This window comes from Actinomycetospora sp. C-140 (assembly GCF_054796175.1).
In genome coordinates this window covers 229,799-246,312 of sequence record NZ_JBTWNF010000010.1, presented here as the reverse complement: position 1 = coordinate 246,312, position 16,514 = coordinate 229,799, and the positions used below count along the sequence as shown (strand labels likewise).

Below are 16,514 nucleotides of genomic sequence, written 5' to 3'. Positions count from 1 at the left end.
AGCGTCGGCAGGTACGTCGCCAGCTCGTAGGGCGTGACGTTGCGGCGGTAGGCGTCCCACTCCGAGCGCTTGTTGCGCAGGAAGAAGTCGTAGACGTGCTCGCCCAGGACCTCGGCCATCAGCTCGGAGCGCTCCATCGCCGCGAGCGCGCCGTCGAGGTTCTGCGGCAGCGTCTCGTAGCCCATGGCCCGGCGCTCGTTCTCCGAGAGCATCCAGACGTTGTCCTCGGCGGCCGGCGGCAGCTCGTAGCCCTCGGCCACGCCCTGCAGCCCGGCGCCGAGGATCGCGGCGTAGGCGAGGTACGGGTTGGCCGCGGTGTCGATGGTGCGCACCTCGACGCGGCGCGAGGACGCCTTGCCCGGCGAGTACATCGGCACGCGCACGAGCGCGGAGCGGTTGGCGTGGCCCCAGCACACCGTCGTCGGCGCCTCGCCGCCCACGATGAGGCGCTTGTAGGAGTTCACGAACTGGTTGGTCACCGCGGAGATCTCGCGGGCGTGGCGCAGGATGCCCGCCACGAACGCCTTGCCGGTCTTCGAGAGCTCGTAGGGCTCGGCGGCGTCGTGGAAGGCGTTCTGGTCGCCCTCGAACAGGCTCACGTGCGTGTGCATCGCCGAGCCGGCGTGCTCGGTGAACGGCTTGGGCATGAAGGACGCGCGCACCCCCTGGGTGATCGCGACCTCCTTGACGATGTAGCGGAAGGTCATGATGTTGTCCGCCATCGTCAGGGCGTCGGCGTAGCGCAGGTCGATCTCCTGCTGGCCGGGGCCGCCCTCGTGGTGGCTGAACTCCACCGAGATGCCCATCGCCTCGAGCGACTCGATCGCCCGGCGCCGGAAGTGCGGCGCGGCGTCGTGGCTCGCCTGGTCGAAGTAGCCGCCGGTGTCGGCGGGGACCGGCGGCGTGCCGTCACCGGGCAGGTCGCGCAGCAGGTAGAACTCGATCTCCGGGTGCACGTAGCAGGTGAACCCCGCCTCGGCCGCCCGCGAGAGCCCGCGGCGCAGCACGTGGCGCGGGTCGGCCCACGACGGCGAGCCGTCGGGCATCGTGATGTCGCAGAACATGCGCGCCGAGTAGTGCCCCCCGCCCGCGGTCTCCCACGGCAGCACCTGGAACGTCGACGGGTCGGGCTTCGCGACCATGTCGGACTCGTAGACCCGCGCGAAGCCCTCGATCGCCGAGCCGTCGAACCCGATGCCCTCCGCGAAGGCCCCCTCGAGCTCGGCCGGCGCGACGGCGACCGACTTGAGGTACCCGAGCACGTCGGTGAACCACAGCCGCACGAAGCGGATGTCGCGCTCCTCCAGCGTGCGCAGGACGAACTCCTGCTGGCGATCCATGGGGCGACCCTAAGTCCGCGTTCAGATGCCCGAAAGCCGGGGACCGGTCACACGGGTGACGTGCGCCGAAGGGTTCACGGCACCGTCACGTGGCGGGGCACGTCGCTCCCGGCGGGGCCGGGGTGTTGTCGATCAGGTACCGCGTGACGATGTCGTCGACGCACGGGGAGTTCTGGAACGTCGCCGTGTGCTCGTCGCCGATCTTGGTGAGCAGCGAGCCGCCGAGGGCCCGCGCCAGCTCGACCCCGGCCTGGTACGGCGTCGCCGGGTCGCCCGTCGTCGACACGACCAGCGGCGGCGTCAGGCCCGGCACCTGCGGGATGTGGGGCTGGCTGGTCGGCGGCACCGGCCAGAACGCGCAGCTGTCGCGCGCCGCCGACACGCCCCGGCCGCTGTCGAGGAACGGCGCCGCCTGGTTGTAGGCCTCGGCGCGGGCGAGCGACTGGGCCGGGTCGGTGACCCGGGGGTCGTCGACGCAGCGGACGGCCTCGAACGCGTCCTGGGAGGAGGCGTAGGTGCCGTCCGGGTTCCGCTCGTAGTACTCGTCGGCCAGGGTCATCAGCCCGTTGCCCTGACCGGCGCGCAGGTCGGCGAGCGCGCGGTTGAGGCGGGGCCAGTAGGCCTCGACGTAGAGCGCGTTGATCGTGCCCTGCTGCGCGTCGGCGTAGGACAGCACGCGGCCGCCCGCCAGCGGCAGCGGCCGCGCGATCAGCGGCCGGGTCAGGTCCTGGTAGACGCGGGTGGCCTGCGCGGGGTCCTGGCCCAGCGGGCAGTTCGGGCGGGTCGTGCAGTCGCGCGCGAAGGCGTCGAACGCCCCCTGGAAGCCCCGGCCCTGCTCGACCAGCTCCGTCGTCGGGTCCTGGTCGGGGTCGAGCGCGCCGTCGAGCACCATCGCGCGCACGTTGCGCGGGAACTCCTCGGCGTAGGTCGAGCCGATCCGCGTGCCGTAGGAGAAGCCGAGGTAGGTCAGCCGCGGGTCGCCGAGCGTCGCCCGCAGCACGTCCATGTCCTTGGCGACGTCGCGCGTGCCGACGTTCGCGAGCACGTCGACCCCGCTGCGCTGGGAGCACAGGTCGACGGTCTGGCGTTCCTCCGCCTCGGTCGACGCGACGCCGGCGGGCGACGGGTCGGTGTCGTCGTCGCGGCGGTCGGCGTCGCGCTCGGGCCCGTTCAGGCAGCGGATCGCGGGCTCGCTCGCCCCCACGCCTCGGGGGTCGAAGCCGACGATGTCGAACCGCCGCCCGACCTCGGTCGAGGACAGCGAGGACGCCAGGTAGGCGGCGGTCTGGATGCCCGACGCCCCCGGTCCGCCCGGGTTCAGCACGAGCGAGCCGATGCGCTCCGGCGAGGCGGGCGCGGCGTGGCGCAGCACCGCGATCGAGGCGGTGCGGCCCTGCGGTGCCCGGTAGTCGAGCGGGACCTGCATGCGCCCGCACTGCAGGGCGGGGTCCGCGTAGATCTGGCGGTCCTCGTCGGTGGCCGCGAACGGGGCGCACGGACCCCAGTCGATCTGCTGGCCGTAGAACGTCTCGAGCCCGGCCGGTGCGCCGCCCGCGGCGTCGGGCACGGCCACGCCGGGCACCACCTGCGCGCACGCCCCGAGCAGGAGGGCGGCGAGCCCGGCGACCACGGCGACGAGGGGGGCTCGGCGGGAACGCACGGCGGTCACCCTGCCACGGGCGCCGTCGCGCTCCGGTGACGGGATGCACCGGCCCCGGCGCTGTGAGTCTGGTCCCAGCGGGCGGCCGCGCGGCCCCGCCGGTGACACCGTGGCGCTACTCCCACCCCGACGACCCGGGGACCCGCCGCAGCCGGTGGGCCTCGAGGCAAGGACGGACGACGATGACGTCACCCTCCGGCACGGTGTCGACCCCTGCTGGGCGCTCGAAGCGCACCCGCGTCCACCACCTCCAGGAGATGAAGGCCCGCGGCGAGCGCTGGCCGATGCTCACGGCCTACGACGTGAACACCGCGCGGATCTTCGACGAGGCGGGCGTGCCCGTCCTCCTCGTCGGCGACTCGGCCGGCAACACCGTCCTCGGCTACGACACGACCGTGCCGGTGACCACCGAGGAGCTGCTGATCCTCACCCGCGCCGTCGTGCGCGGCGCGCCGAGCGCCCTCGTCGTCGCCGACCTCCCCTTCGGCAGCTATCAGGTCTCCACCGAGCAGGCCGTGACCACCGCCGTCGAGTTCATGAAGAGCGGCGGCGCGCACGCGGTGAAGCTCGAGGGCGGCGCGCACTACGCCGACCGCATCCGCGCGATCGTCGACGCCGGCATCCCGGTGATGGCGCACCTCGGCTTCACCCCGCAGAGCGAGCACGCCCTCGGCGGCTACCGCGTCCAGGGCCGCGGCGACGACGCGGCCGAGAAGCTGATCGCCGACGCCCGCGCCGTCACCGAGGCGGGCGCCTTCGCCGTCGTCCTCGAGATGGTGCCGGCGCACGTCGCCAAGCGCGTGACCGCCGACGTCCCGATCCCGACCGTCGGGATCGGCGCCGGGCCGGAGTGCGACGCCCAGGTCCTCGTGTGGACCGACATGGTCGGCCTCTCGGACCCGGCGCGCCGCACCCCGCGCTTCGTCAAGCGCTACGCGGAGATCGGCTCCGCGCTGTCCGACGCCGCGAGCACCTACGCCCGCGAGGTCCGCGACGGCGTCTTCCCCGGCCCGGAGCACAGCTTCGAGTAGGTGCGCTTCGCGCATGTGAGCACTTCGGAGTGCCCGAGCACTCCGAAGTGCTCACATGGCGTCAGCCACCATCCGCGCGACCAGAGCGGGGTCCTCGAGGGGCATGGCGTGCCCGACACCGGGCAGGGCGACGAGCTCGGCGCCGGGGATCCACGCGGCGAGCATCCGCGTGGTCTCCTCGTGCGCCTTCGTCGCGGGCGCGTCCCCGTAGACCAGCGTCGTCGGCACCGTCACGCGGGCCGCGGTCTCCTCATCGATCGGCCATTCCATCGCCGCCACGACCTCGTCGGTGAGGAAGAAGCGCGAGTCGCGCAGCAGGCGGTCCAGCCCCTCGCCACCGAAGCGCTCCCGGACGAGGTCCGCCCAGTGCGGGCCGCAGACGCCGGTCATGAACGCGTCCGTGGCGCCGCGGAAGTCCCCGGCCTGCGCGGCGCCCATCGCGGGCCCGACCGCGGCGCGGACCAGCTCCTCGGACGACGGGCCGGCCGGGCTCGGCGCGGGCTCGATGAGGACGAGGCGCTCGACGGCCGCGGGCGCGTCGATGGCCCCCTGCAGGACCATGCTCGCGCTCGACGAGTGCCCGACCCAGGTGGCGCGCTCGACGCCGAGGGCCGCGAGCAGCTCACGGACGTACCGGGCGTGGTCGGCGAAGGTGGCGTGACCCTCGGGCGTCGAGCTCGCGCCGTACCCCGCGCGCTGCACCTCGATGAGGCGCACCCCGTCGAGGGCCGGTTCGTCGAAGACCGGGGCGAACCACTCCCCGAAGCCGCCGGCGTGCACCAGCACGACCGGCGCACCCGAACCCCGCTCGCGGTAGTGGAGCCGGACCTCGCCCAGGTCGACGTCGCCGGCGGTGATCTCGTGTGTGTTCGTCATGGTGACGACGGTGCCGCCCGGGCGGCGTGGCCGTATCCGTGCGGCGCACGGAGTCAGGGCGGCGGGCGCACGGACGCAGCCAGCCCGGCGCGGCTCGCCGTCCCGGTCTTGGCCAGCAGGTTCCCGACGTGGGTCTCGACCGTGCGCCGCGAGAGGTGCAGCCGGGCCGCGATCTCGGGGTTGGCCAGTCCCGCGCCGACGAGACGCAGGATCTCCATCTCGCGCCCGGTCACGCCGCGCGCCCGCAGGTCCGGCGGCACGTCGGTGGTGTCGCGCCGCGGGCGGGGCACCGGGGCCCCGAGCGCCCGCAGGCGCGCCTGGCACCACCGCGTGAAGCGGATCTCCTCGGTGCCGGCGGCCCAGGCCAGGACCTCGTGCAGGACGGGGACGGGGTCCCCGAGGACCGTGTGCTCGAGCAGGTAGCAGCGCATCAGGTGGCGGAAGAACGGCCGGCTCGCGAGGAGCTCGTCGGCCACGGCGAGGTCGGGTGCGGGGTCCTCGCCCCGCTCGACGGCGGCGACGGCGTCGCAGAGGTGCAGGGCCCCGCGGTTGAGGGACTGGACGAGCACGTCGGACGCGCGCAGCTCCTCCCGCGGGCCGGGGTCGTCGGGCGCCAGCGCGGTCCGCAGCACGGCCCGCTCGCCCCACGACGGCGTGGGGCTCGCCCCGTCGGCGCGACGCAGGACGTCGATCGCGCGGTCGTAGGCGGGCACGGCCGCCGTCAGGTCGCCGGCGAGCCAGCGGTCGTGGGCCTCGGAGAGGGCGCGGGCGGACTCGATGTGCACCGGGTTCGCGGCGAGCCCGGCGGCCTCGGCCAGCAGGGTGTCGACCTCGTCGACCCGGTCGGCGAACACCCGCCCGCGCGCCACGAACCCCAGCGCCTGGGCGCGCATGCCGCGCAGTCCGAGGCGCCCGGCCCGTCCCGCCGACCGCTCGGCGTCCGCCCCCGCGGCCACGGGCCCCGACCGCCCGTTCTCGACGGCCACGAGCTGCAGCTCGAGCATCGTCGCGGTGCCGAGCATCCCGGCCTCCGCGGCGAGCTCGCGCGCACGCCGCAGCGCGGCCCCGTCCCCGGACCCGAAGATGTCGGCCACGCCGAGCTCGGCCAGCGCGCGGACGCGCCAGGCCGTCATGTCGTGGTGCTCGGCGATCTCGGCGGCCCGCCCGAAAGCGGCCGCGGACCGGTCGGGATCCGCGCGTCGCTGCGCCCGCCCGACCACCTCGAGGGCCTCGCACGCCGCCTCCGGCAACCCGGCCTCCTCGGCGGCGGGCACGGCGCGCTCGGCGAGCCGCAGCGCCTCGGTCGCCCGTCCCGCGCCCAGGGCGGCGGCGGCGCTGAGGGCGAGCAGTCGGGGGTCGTCGGGGTCGCCGGCGCGCGCGAGCATCGCGCGGGCCTCGTCGAGACGGTCCGCGACCACGCAGGCACGGGCGAGCGCCAGGGCGAGCGCCGTCCGCTCGGCGCCCCGGGCCGCGCCGAGCAGCGGTTCGCCGACCCTCAGCGCCTCGTCGGTGCGGGCGACGAGCGCGAGCACCTCGACCCGCTCGACGACGAGGGGCACCCGGTGCGCCGCACCGGCCAGCGCGGTGGCCTGCTCGAGGGTCGCGAGCGCGGCGGCCGGCGCTCCCGCCGCCCTGTGCTCGCGGGCGTGGCGCAGCAGGAGCTCCGCGGCCCGATCGGGGTCGCCGCCGCGGGCGTGCAGCTCGGCGACCCGGGCCAACAGCGGGCCCGCGAGGTCGGCGCGGTCGGACGAGTCGAGCGCGCGGGCGGCCCCGGCGGCGAGGACCGCCCGCTCCGGACCCGTGAGCGCGGACAGCACCGCGTCCTGGGTCAGGGCGTGGCGCCAGCGCAGGCTCCCGTCCGTGCCGGCCACGAGCAGGCGGGCGTCGACGGCGCGGCGCACCGCACGGGCGGCAGCGGCCGCGTCCACCTGCGCGGCAGCGGGCAGCAGATCCCACGGCAGGTCGCGGCCGAGCAGCGCGGCGACGCGCACCACGCCGCGGGCGTCCGGGTCGAGCGCGGCCACGCGGGCCCCGACGGCCTCGGCGAAGGCCTCGGGCACCTCGCGCGGGAGCGGGCCGGCGGCCACCCACCGGCCGTCGCGCCGGACCACCGCGCCGGACTCGGCGAGGCGGGCCGCGAGCTCCTCGACCAGCAGCGGCAGGCCCTCGGCGGCGTCGACGACGTGGTCGCGCACCTCCTCGGCGAGCTCCCCGCCGAGCACCGCGGCGGCGAGCGCGCCGGCGTCCTCCGCCGCGAGACGCCCGAGCTCGACGGTCGTCCCCCGGAGGCCGCGACGCAGCGGCGCGAGCCCGTCCGGCGGGTGCTCGTCCGAGCGCACCGACGCGAGGACCCGCGTCCCGCCGAGGCGCCCGCCGACGTACTCGAGGACGGCGAGCGTGTCGCGGTCGGCCCAGTGCAGGTCGTCGAGGACGACGAGGACCCGCCCCTCCCCCGCGATCACCCCGAGCAGGTCGGCGACGGCCTCGCCGAGCACCAGGACCGGGTCGACCAGGTGCGGGCCGGCGCCGCCGTCGGACGGCGCCGCGGTCCAGGCGGGCAGGATGCGGGCGAGCACCGCCCGGAACGGCGCGAGTCGGGGGTCGTGGGCGAGCGCCGGGTCCGCGGCGCCGGTCAGGGCCTCGGCGAGCGGCCGGTAGGGACCGCCGCCGGGCACCGCGTGACCCCGCAGGACGCGCGCGCCCGCCGCCGCGGCGCGCGCGGCGACCTCCTCGAGCAGGCGCGTCTTCCCGCTGCCCGCCTCGCCGCTGACGAGCGTGACGCCGCCGGGCCCTGACAGCGCGGCGCCCACCAGCGCCCCGATCTCGTCCGCGCGCCCCACGAGCGGCGCGCCCCCCGGCGTGACCTGCACCGACGCAGTATCGGGCGGCGCACCCGGTTACTGGCTGGTATGGCTCGCTCAGCGAGCGATACCAGCCAGTAACCGCCGCCGGCGGCCCCGCCTCAGTCCAGGTCGGTGATCTTGATGCCCGCGTGGACCTTGTAGCGCCGGTTGATCGCGATGAGGTTCGCCGTCAGGCACTCCACCTGGTAGGCGTTGCGCAGCCGGCCGCCGTAGATCCCGCGCACCCCGGGGATGGCGTCGGCGAGGGCGCGCACGACGTCGGTCGCCTCGCGGTCGTCGCCCAGCACCAGCACGTCGCAGTCGACCTGCGGCTGCTCCAGGTCGGCGAGCAGCACGGCCGACACGTTGTGGAACGCCGCGGTCACCCGGGTGTCGGGCAGCAGCTGCTCGGCCTGCTGCGCCGCGCTGCCCTCCTCGACGGGCAGCGGGTAGGGCCCCTTCTTGTCGAACCCGATCGGGTTGACGCAGTCGATCAGGATCTTGCCCCGGAGCGGCTCGGCCAGGCCTCGCAGGGTCTCGGCGTGCGACTCCCACGGGACCGCGGCGAGCACGACGTCGGCCTGCGCGGCGCAGCTGGCGTTGTCGGTGCCGCTGACGTGGTCGACGCCCGTGGCCTGGCAGTACTCCTGCGCCGAGTTCTCGGCCCGCTCGGCGGCGCGCGAGCCGACGATCACCTTGATCCCGGCGGCCGCCCAGCGCAGCGCCAGGCCCTTGCCCTGGTTGCCGGTGCCGCCGAGCACGCCGACGGTGAGCGTGGTCGGGTCGATGGCCTCGCTGGCGTCGGTCACGCGGTGACTCCCTGGCACGAACGGTCAGAACGGACGGTTCCTACCACGATCAGCATCGATCGCGTTCGGGCGCGAGCAGCCCGGCGAGCTCGGCGTGGAGCGCCCCCACGGCGGCGTCCGCGGCCGGGACCGCGGCGGTGAACCCGTAGAAGCCGTGCACGAGGGCGGGATGCTCGCGGCGACGGGCGTCCACACCCGCGGCGGCGAGCGCGTCGGCGTAGGCGTGCCCGGCGTCGCGCAGCGGGTCGAAGCCGGCCGTGGCCACGATCGTCGGCGGCAGCCCGGCCAACGACTCCGCCCGCAACGGTGAGAGCCGGACGTCGCCGCGCGGGTCGTGGCCCGCGAGGTAGAGCTTGGAGCAGGCGCGCACGTCGCGGGCGGTCAGCCAGTAGCCTTCGGCGTTCTCCGTCACCGAGGGATAGCGCCCCTCGAAGTCCGGCGGCGGGTAGACCAGCAGGCTCGCCGCCGGTGCCCGGTCCTCGTCGCGCAGCGCGAGCACCGCGACCGCCGCCAGGTTCGCCCCGGCGCTGTCGCCGACGAGCGCCCACCGGGACGGGCCGACGCCGGCGGGCGGCTCGTCCTGCAGCGCCCGGATCGCGGCCTGCGCGTCCTCCAGGGCGGCCGGGAACGGGTGCTCGGGCGCGAGCCGGTAGTCGACGGCGGCCACCACGGCCCCGAGATCGTCCGCGAGCCGGGCGGCCACGGCGTCGTAGGCGTCGCCGCCGCCGAGCACCCAGCCCCCGCCGTGGAGGAACACCGCCCACGCGCCGGACGGGGACGCCGCGGGCCGGTGCACCCGGACGGGGACGCCGGCGGCATCGCGGACCTCCGGGACACGTGGAGCCGGGCCCGCCGACTCGGTGAGCTGGGCGGCGAACCGGGCCCGCGGGCCGGAGACGTCGTCCGCCGTCGCGCCCTCGAACATCGCCGGCTCGCCCGACCATCGCCCGAGCAGCGCACGCGCCCCGGGGTCGAGCTCGGTGGGAGCAGTCATCGGCGACACCCTAGAGCCGCCGTCAGGATCACCCTCTCAGGTCATCCCGTCCATGTGGGTGACAGGTGGATGATGGGCGCCGACGCCGGGCACCCGCCGTTGCCGAATCGATACCGAACTGCCGGGAACCCGCTGGACCCCCCGGGCGTCATGTCGGGTGTCGATCCCCGCGACGCCCCCGGAGCACGGTCGGGTGGCCTCGAGCCACCCGGAGCCACCCGAGCTCCGACGCGGTCCCCCGACGCGCCCCGCTGGAACCTGACGACCCCGAAGGACCGACGCACCCCGATGGCTCTCCCCTGGCCGCACAGCACCCCGACCCTGCCCCGCCCCGTCCCCGCCGCGTCGCGACCGACCGCGCGCGCGGGCGTCACGGGCCTGGCCGACCGCGCCGGCACGGCTGCCCGCCGCAGCCCGCGTCTGGCCCGCCTCGGCGCGTTCGCGACCAACCCGCTGACGGCCCTGGTCGTCATGCTCGTCGGCCTGGCGCTGCTCTTCGTCCTGCCGCTGGTCGGGCTGCCGTTCGTGGCCGTCGTCGTCCTGCCGGCCGTGATCTACCACCTGCGTCCCGAGCACCGCACCGCGCTGCGCCGCCCGCGCGGCTGAGCACGGCACCACCGGGTCCCGCGCACCGACGGCCCCGTCCCCGCTCCCGGGGACGGGGCCGTCGGCGTTCGGCGGGGTCAGCCCTCGGCCGCACCCGAGGACGGCGGCGTCGAGCCGCCCTCCGGCGCCGAGGACGTGGGCTCCTGGCTCGAGGGTCCCGGGCTCGACGGCTCGGAGCTGGGCGGGCTCGACGGTTCCGGGCTCGACGACTCGGGAGTCGACGACCCGGGGCTCGACGGCTCGGGAGTCGACGACGGCGGCGCCGAGGTGTCCGAGGTCTCCGAGGACGGCGGCGTGGTGCTCGACGGGGTGCTGCCGGCCGTGCCGCTGGGCGTGCCGCTCGGGGTGCCCGTCCCCGTCGGGGACGTCGGCCGGTCGACGCGTGGCGGCGGACCGGCCGTGTCGGGCCCCGGCACCCCGGCGAGCGGGCCGCCGGTGGTCGGGACACCGAGTGCGGGCGAGCCCGGCGCGGGCGGCGCCGCCGTACCCGGGAGGGGCTGCTGGTCGGCGCGCAGGGCCAGGTCGGCGACGGTCGGGGTGATCGTCGCCGAGGACGGGGGCGCACCGGCCGGCACCGCGGTCGCCGCGCCCCACGGCAGCGGCGTGTCGACCTCCGCCACCTCGCCCGGCAGGCTCACGGTGGTCGAGGACTGGGTGATCGTCTGGTAGACGGCGGTCGTCAGGGACGCCGCGCCCATGAGCCCGACGCCGACGCCCGCGGTGAACCGAGAGCGCCGCCGGCGCCGGTCGTCGTGCTCGCCGCGCGGCGGGTCGCAGGGCGTCTCGCTCCGGATGTCGCCCCCGGGCGCTCCCCCGAACATCGCCCCCGCCGCACGCTCGACCACGGTGCCCTCTCTCCTCACCCCGTCCGGCGACCTCGGTGCGGGGCGCCTCGCCGCCCCGAGCGGTGGACCCGGGGCGGCGCCACTTGATCCAACGCGGTGTGGGTGTAGTGGTGGCTCGGACGATCGGGCGGAGCAGCGGCGGCCCGGACGGCCCAGCCCGGATCGACCGGATCTCCGTGTCGAGCTGCGGGAACAGACGTGGCGCGCGCCACGCCGCGTCACCGACCGTGAGCAGAGATCACGACGCGTGAGTGACGTTCGTGTTCCGGGTCATCACGGACGGCCCTACGATCGGCCCGCGTGACCGCCGAGCAGCTGCCCCACGAGGAGGCGTCCGCGCCGTCGACCGGGGGCTCGGCGCGCGGCGCAGACCCCACCCGCTCGGTCGTGGAGGCCTGGGACAACCTCTGGGACTGGGTCAGCCGCGGGCACCTCGCCGACACGCGCCGGATGCCGCGGCTGCCGGTGCTGCTCGGCGACGGCTACACCGTGCACCGCTACGAGCCGACGGTGACGCCGGACCCGGCGCTCGCCCCGCTGCTGCTCGTGCCCCCGCTCGGGGCGCCGGACTTCGCGTTCGACCTGCGCCGCGGCGCCAGCATGGTCGAGGACCTGCTCGCGACCGGGCGCGAGACCTACATCGTCACCTACGACGCCACGGGCCGGGCCGCCGGACGCCGGGGGCTCGAGCTGTGGGTCGACGAGATCGTCCCGGCCGCGCTCTACGCGGTCGCCGACCGCCACGACGACACGGCGGTCCACCTGGCCGGCTGGAGCCTCGGCGGGCTGTTCACCCTGCTCGCGGCGGCCAGCGACGTCTCCGGCGCCCCGATCCGCTCGGTGACGGCGTTCGCGTCGCCCGTCGACGTCTCCGCGGTGCCCCTCGTGGCCCCGTTCCGCTCGGTGGCCGAGTACACCGGCGGGCGGGTGTTCTCGGCGGCGTACCGCACGCTCGGGTCGTTCCCGGCGACGGTGGTCAAGTGGGCGTTCCAGCTCAGCAGCGTCGAGCGCTACCTGACCAAGCCGGTGACGGTGCTGACGCACCTCGACGACCGGCAGCTCCTCGAGCAGATCGAGGCCGTCGACCTGCTGATGGACAACATGACCGCCTACCCCGGGCGGGCGTTCGGGCAGATCTACCACCACGTCGTCCGGTCGAACGACCTCGCCGAGGACCGTCTCGCGCTCGCCGGGCGCCCCGTCCGCCTGGCCGACGTCCGGGTCCCGGTGCTGCTCGTGGCGGGTGCCGACGACGTCATCGCCCCGGTCGCGGCGGTCGAGCGGGCCACCGAGCTCCTCACCGCGAGCCCGGATCTGCGCTTCGTCGTGCGCCCGGGCGGACACCTCGGCGTGCTGGCCGGGCGCCGCGCCCGCGAGAACTCCTGGGCCGACCTCGAGGCGTTCCTCGCGGCCCACGACGACCGGTCCTGAACCACATCGGTGTCGTTCGGCCGGGGACCTGCCGGAGATCCCTCCCCCGACCTGTCGTACGGTCGGCCCCGCTCCCTGCTCCCCGAGGAAGGACAGCGATGGCCGAGACGCTCAAGGCACGCCTTCTCGACACGGATCGTCGCGGCGCCGTCGTCGACGACCTGAACGCTCTCGTCGACAGCGAGGTCGCGAACAAGAGCGGCCTGTCGGGCGGGGTCGTCAAGACCGGCTACGCGGGTGTCAAGAAGGTCAAGCCGGGCTTCGTCCGCGAGGCGATCGACAAGATGCTCGACGACTTCGTCGAGCAGCTCGAGCCCTTCTGGGCGACGTTCACCACCGAGGCCACCGGCGACTTCGGCACGTTCCTGGCGACCCGCCCGCACGAGGCCTCCGAGGCCCTGCTGACGGTGACCGACCGGCGCGCCGAGCGCAGCAACCGCGCCGCGGTCACGTCGATCTACGGCAAGCTGCGCCCGAAGGCGCAGGAGAACGTCGTCGAGGCCCTGCCCGGCCTCGGTGCCGTGATCGAGAAGCACGGCCGCTGACCCGGCCCGCTCCCCCCTCGACGGCCCCGGCGCCGGGACCTTCGCGATCGGTCCTGGCTCCGGGGCCGTCGTGCGTGGTGGGGTGATCCGATGCACATCGTCACCGTCCTCTACGGCCACCCGACCGACCCCGCGGCGTTCGACACGTACTACCGCGACGTGCACGCGCCGCTGGCCGACAAGATTCCCGGCCTCAAGTCGTTCACCTACCGGCACTGCGCCTCGCTGGACGCGAACCCGGCGCCCTACCACCTCATCGCCGAGCTCTCCTTCGACTCGCTCGAGGACCTGCAGGCGGGCATGAGCTCCGAGGCGGGCCAGACCGCCGCCGCCGACGTCCCGAACTTCGCCAGCGGCGGCGCCACCCTGTTCATGGCGCACGACTGAGGGCACGACCGGCGGAGCGGGGGCCCTGCGCCCTTGACCTCGAGGAAGGTCGAGGTCACAGGATCGGGTGCGTCACCGTCCACGACGCCCGGAGGTCCCCATGACCACCCCCGCACCCTCGGCCTTCCAGGAGGCCTACGTCTCCGGCGAGCCGCCGTGGATCATCGGCGAGCCACAGCCCGCCGTGGTCGCCGCCGAGGCCGAGGGCCTGCTCCGCGGTCGGGTGCTCGACCTCGGCTGCGGCACCGGCGAGCACGCCGTCCTGCTCGCCGAGCGGGGCTACGACGTCGTCGGCGCGGACTCCGCGCCCGCCGCGCTCGACCGGGCGCGTGCCGTCGCGGCCGCCCACGGCGTCGAGCCGGAGTTCGTCGAGGCGGACGCCATGCACCCGGCGACCCTGCGCGGGTTCGACACGGTGCTCGACAGCGCCCTGTTCCACATCTTCGACGGCGCCGACCAGGCGCGGTACGTCGACGCCCTGCGCGACGTCGTCGTCGACGGGGGTCGCGTCGTGCTGCTGGGCCTGGCGCCCGGGCCCGCGTTCGGTCCCGAGGTCACCGACGACGAGATCCGCACCGCGTTCGGCAGGCCCGGCTGGACGCTCGAGGAGATCCGGGAGAGCACCTACCGGGGCCGCGTCCCCGACGACGACCAGGCCGCGAAGCTCGGCGTGCCGGTCGGCGGGCACGTCGACCTGCCCGCGTGGCTGGCCGTGGCGCGGCGGGAGACGTAGCGCGGCCTCAGGCCGCGAGGTGCTCCGGCGGCACCGTGCCGGCGAGGTCCGCGAGCATCGCGATGTTGAGCTCGAACGCGTGGCACGCCTCGTCCGCGATCCGGGCGCGCTCGACGTCGTCCCACGCGGCGGCGTCGAGCAGCGCCCGGTACCGCGTCCGGAACGGCGGCACGGGACCGAGAGCAGCGAAGTCGTAGAACCGCGCCCCGTCGCCCGTCACGCCGTAGGTGCGCCGGAGCAGGCCGCGCACCGCCTGTCCGCCGGCGAGGTCGCCGAGGTAGCGGGTGTAGTGGTGGGCCACCCAGCCGCCGGGCCACTCGTCGACCATGGCGCGGATGCGGGACGCGTAGCGGGCGGTGGCCGGCAGCGGCGTGAGGTCGTCGGTCCAGCCGGGTCCGCGCAGGGCGGCGAGGTCCGCGGCGATCGCCTCGCGGCGCCGCAGCGCGTCGACCGCGAAGCCGCCGACCACCGGGTCGCCGGCCAGCCGGTCCGCCCCGTCCTCGAGCGCGCCGTAGACGTGCCAGTACTGCACGACGAGCGTCGCGTAGTCGTCCAGCGCGAGTCGCCCGTCGAGCAGGGCGTCCATGTAGGTGGAGTGGTGGGCGCGCTCGTGGGCCGCGGCGGTGGATCGCCGCAGGACCTGGGAGAAGGGCTGGTGCTCGCTCACGGTCCGGCCTCCGGTGTCGCTGGGCTACCGCTGACGACACTAGGGTCCGCGTCCGGGTAAGGCTAGCCTCACTTCGATCGTGCGGATGTGCGAGGCTCCCGCCCGTGCGGGTGGCGGTGACGGGCGCCGGCGGCTTCGTCGGGCGGGCGGTCGTGTCCGTGCTGGCCGGCGCCGGTCACGACGTCGTGCCCGTGACGCGGGCGGTCGCGGACGTCGAGCGACCCGGTGACGTCGCGGCCGTGCTCGCCGACGTCGAGGCGGTGTGCCACCTCGCCGCGGTGGTGCGGGTGCGCGACTCCCTCGCCGACCCGCTGGGCACCTGGCGCACCAACCTCGGCGGCACGCTCGCCGTCCTCGGCGCCCTCCGGCCGGGCGCGCGGCTCGTCCTCGCCTCGACCGCGGCGATCCGCGGCGACGTCCCGCCCGCGCACCCGTACGGCGCGGCGAAGCTCGCCGCCGACCTGGCCGCGCGGGACGCGTCGGCGACCGGCGCCCTCGGCGCCGTCTCGCTCCGCCTGGCCAACGTCGCCGGCCCGGGTGACACCGACGGATCCCGGCTCCTGCCCGCGATCCTGGCCGCGGCCGGTCGGGGCACGCCGTTCACGGTGAACGGCGACGGCTCGGCGGTGCGGGACCTGGTGCACGTCGACGACGCCGCCGCCGCGTTCGTCGCCGCCCTCGACGTCGCCACCCCTGGGTCGTTCCGGGCGGTCCCGATCGGGAGCGGCCGTCCGGTGACGATCCGGGAGGTGCTGGCGTCGGTCGAGCGCGTGACCGGCCGCCCGGTCGCCGTCGCGCACCGCGACGCGGCTCCGGAGCCCCGGACGGTCACCGTCGACCCCGCGGACGCGCGGTCCGTGCTGGGCTGGGTGCCGCAGCGGTCGACGATCGACCGCATCGTGCGCGACGCGCTCACGTCGGGGGCGTGAGCGACCGCAGGATCACGGTGGGCCGGAAGCCGAGACGCGCGTACCACGTCATCGGCGTGTCCGACGGGTCCGCACCGATCACCACCGGACCCGCGCCGCCGACCCGCGCGTCGGCCACCGCCGCCCCGATCAGTGCCCGGGCGTAGCCCCGGCCACGACGGTCCTCGCGGACGAACAGGTCCTCGACCACCCCGGTCCCCCGCGCGCCGCCGGCCCAGCTCGCGAAGAACCCGACCGGGCCCTCGCCGTCGTCCGCGACGAACCAGTGCACCGACGGCCCGAGCGCCCACCGCTCCTCGACCGTCGCGTCGGTGCGCTCCTCGCTGCGCGGCGCCCGCCCCGACCGGCGGTCCGTCTCGAGGTGGTCGGCGCGGAAGAGCGCGCGGAGCGTGTCGCGGTCGGCATCCGCGGCCGGCCGCACCGGCCCGTCGGGCGCCGGGCCCGGGACCCTGGGCGGGAGGACCAGCTGGACGGACGTGTCGACCCGCCACCCGCGGACGACGAGCTCCGCCTCGACGAACGGCGGCGTGTCCGGGTCCAGCACGATCTGCGGGACCTGCGCGATGGTCCGGGCGGCGTCGAGCGCCGAGTCCAGCTCCTCGACGCCACGGGGGCGCAGGCGGTGCAGGAAGGTCGAGCGCGGGAGCCCGGGGCGGTGCACGAGGACGGCGTCGCCGAGGTCGTCCACCTCGGCCCCGAGCGACCAGTAGTCCGTGACGACGTCGGCGACCATGTCGGCATCGTGGCCGACGACACGGCGTCATGGGCACCCGCCATCCGTGCTGGTCAAGGGCGACGTCGACCGGCGCACACCGCCG

16 protein-coding genes are annotated in these 16,514 nt (G+C 75.9%); 7 read left to right on the top strand and 9 right to left on the bottom strand.

What is annotated here, in order from left to right; genetic code table 11:
* Positions 1–1,340 (bottom strand): type I glutamate--ammonia ligase (gene glnA / locus ACR9E3_RS18530; RefSeq protein ID WP_285654737.1); only part of this gene is annotated, 1,340 nt, incomplete at its 3' end.
* Positions 1,341–1,425: 85 nt separating this feature from the next.
* Complete coding sequence (locus ACR9E3_RS18525; RefSeq protein WP_460381980.1) at positions 1,426–3,000, bottom strand: alpha/beta hydrolase; 1,575 nt, start codon at positions 2,998–3,000, stop codon at positions 1,426–1,428.
* Between the two features lie 182 nt (positions 3,001–3,182).
* Here ACR9E3_RS18525 and panB point away from each other — a divergent pair, with 182 nt between their 5' ends.
* Positions 3,183–4,031, top strand: a complete 849-nt coding sequence (panB, locus tag ACR9E3_RS18520) for a 3-methyl-2-oxobutanoate hydroxymethyltransferase (RefSeq protein ID WP_460381979.1) — start codon at positions 3,183–3,185, stop codon at positions 4,029–4,031.
* Positions 4,032–4,082: 51 nt separating this feature from the next.
* Here panB and ACR9E3_RS18515 read toward each other — a convergent pair whose 3' ends face one another.
* The 4 genes from ACR9E3_RS18515 to ACR9E3_RS18500 form a co-directional block, all read right to left on the bottom strand.
* A complete protein-coding gene (locus ACR9E3_RS18515) occupies positions 4,083–4,907 on the bottom strand; it encodes an alpha/beta fold hydrolase (RefSeq protein WP_460381978.1) in 825 nt (274 codons plus the stop codon).
* A 53-nt stretch (positions 4,908–4,960) separates the two neighbouring features.
* Complete coding sequence (locus tag ACR9E3_RS18510; RefSeq protein ID WP_460381977.1) at positions 4,961–7,777, bottom strand: ATP-binding protein; 2,817 nt, start codon at positions 7,775–7,777, stop codon at positions 4,961–4,963.
* A gap of 92 nt (positions 7,778–7,869) precedes the next feature.
* Positions 7,870–8,559, bottom strand: coding sequence for an NADPH-dependent F420 reductase (gene npdG / locus ACR9E3_RS18505; protein ID WP_460381976.1), 690 nt, complete (start codon positions 8,557–8,559; stop codon positions 7,870–7,872).
* A gap of 49 nt (positions 8,560–8,608) precedes the next feature.
* Positions 8,609–9,553 (bottom strand): alpha/beta hydrolase, encoded by a 945-nt coding sequence (locus tag ACR9E3_RS18500; RefSeq protein WP_460381975.1) that lies wholly within the window; start codon positions 9,551–9,553, stop codon positions 8,609–8,611.
* A 288-nt stretch (positions 9,554–9,841) separates the two neighbouring features.
* On the opposite strand from ACR9E3_RS18500, the gene ACR9E3_RS18495 reads away from it, so the two are divergent.
* Positions 9,842–10,159 carry a hypothetical protein gene (locus ACR9E3_RS18495; RefSeq protein WP_460381974.1) on the top strand — a complete coding sequence of 106 codons (318 nt, stop codon included), beginning with the start codon at positions 9,842–9,844 and terminating at the stop codon, positions 10,157–10,159.
* 77 nt (positions 10,160–10,236) lie between these two features.
* Here the strand turns inward: ACR9E3_RS18495 and ACR9E3_RS18490 are convergent, their stop codons facing one another.
* A complete protein-coding gene (locus ACR9E3_RS18490; protein WP_460381973.1) occupies positions 10,237–11,004 on the bottom strand; it encodes a hypothetical protein in 768 nt (255 codons plus the stop codon).
* Between the two features lie 300 nt (positions 11,005–11,304).
* Between ACR9E3_RS18490 and ACR9E3_RS18485 the strand changes: the two genes are divergently transcribed.
* The 4 genes from ACR9E3_RS18485 (at position 11,305) to ACR9E3_RS18470 (ending at position 14,100) form a co-directional block, all read left to right on the top strand.
* The gene (locus ACR9E3_RS18485) at positions 11,305–12,435 is read left to right on the top strand and encodes an alpha/beta fold hydrolase (protein WP_460381972.1); all 1,131 of its coding nucleotides are present in this window, start codon (positions 11,305–11,307) and stop codon (positions 12,433–12,435) included.
* A 98-nt stretch (positions 12,436–12,533) separates the two neighbouring features.
* Positions 12,534–12,980 carry a DUF6918 family protein gene (locus tag ACR9E3_RS18480; RefSeq protein ID WP_460381971.1) on the top strand — a complete coding sequence of 149 codons (447 nt, stop codon included), beginning with the start codon at positions 12,534–12,536 and terminating at the stop codon, positions 12,978–12,980.
* 90 nt (positions 12,981–13,070) lie between these two features.
* Positions 13,071–13,367 carry an EthD family reductase gene (locus tag ACR9E3_RS18475; protein WP_460381970.1) on the top strand — a complete coding sequence of 99 codons (297 nt, stop codon included), beginning with the start codon at positions 13,071–13,073 and terminating at the stop codon, positions 13,365–13,367.
* A gap of 100 nt (positions 13,368–13,467) precedes the next feature.
* On the top strand, positions 13,468–14,100 hold the full coding sequence (locus ACR9E3_RS18470; RefSeq protein ID WP_460381969.1) for a class I SAM-dependent methyltransferase: 633 nt from the start codon (positions 13,468–13,470) through the stop codon (positions 14,098–14,100).
* A 7-nt stretch (positions 14,101–14,107) separates the two neighbouring features.
* Here ACR9E3_RS18470 and ACR9E3_RS18465 read toward each other — a convergent pair whose 3' ends face one another.
* Entirely contained in the window at positions 14,108–14,767 is a 660-nt protein-coding gene (locus tag ACR9E3_RS18465) for a biliverdin-producing heme oxygenase (protein ID WP_460381968.1), read from the bottom strand.
* Positions 14,768–14,871: 104 nt separating this feature from the next.
* On the opposite strand from ACR9E3_RS18465, the gene ACR9E3_RS18460 reads away from it, so the two are divergent.
* Positions 14,872–15,696 carry an NAD-dependent epimerase/dehydratase family protein gene (locus ACR9E3_RS18460; protein ID WP_460381967.1) on the top strand — a complete coding sequence of 275 codons (825 nt, stop codon included), beginning with the start codon at positions 14,872–14,874 and terminating at the stop codon, positions 15,694–15,696.
* Here ACR9E3_RS18460 and ACR9E3_RS18455 read toward each other — a convergent pair.
* Positions 15,680–16,429: a GNAT family N-acetyltransferase gene (locus ACR9E3_RS18455; protein ID WP_460381966.1), complete on the bottom strand. Its 750-nt coding sequence runs from the start codon at positions 16,427–16,429 to the stop codon at positions 15,680–15,682. The genes ACR9E3_RS18460 and ACR9E3_RS18455 overlap by 17 nt on opposite strands.
* Positions 16,430–16,514: the final 85 nt, after the last annotated feature.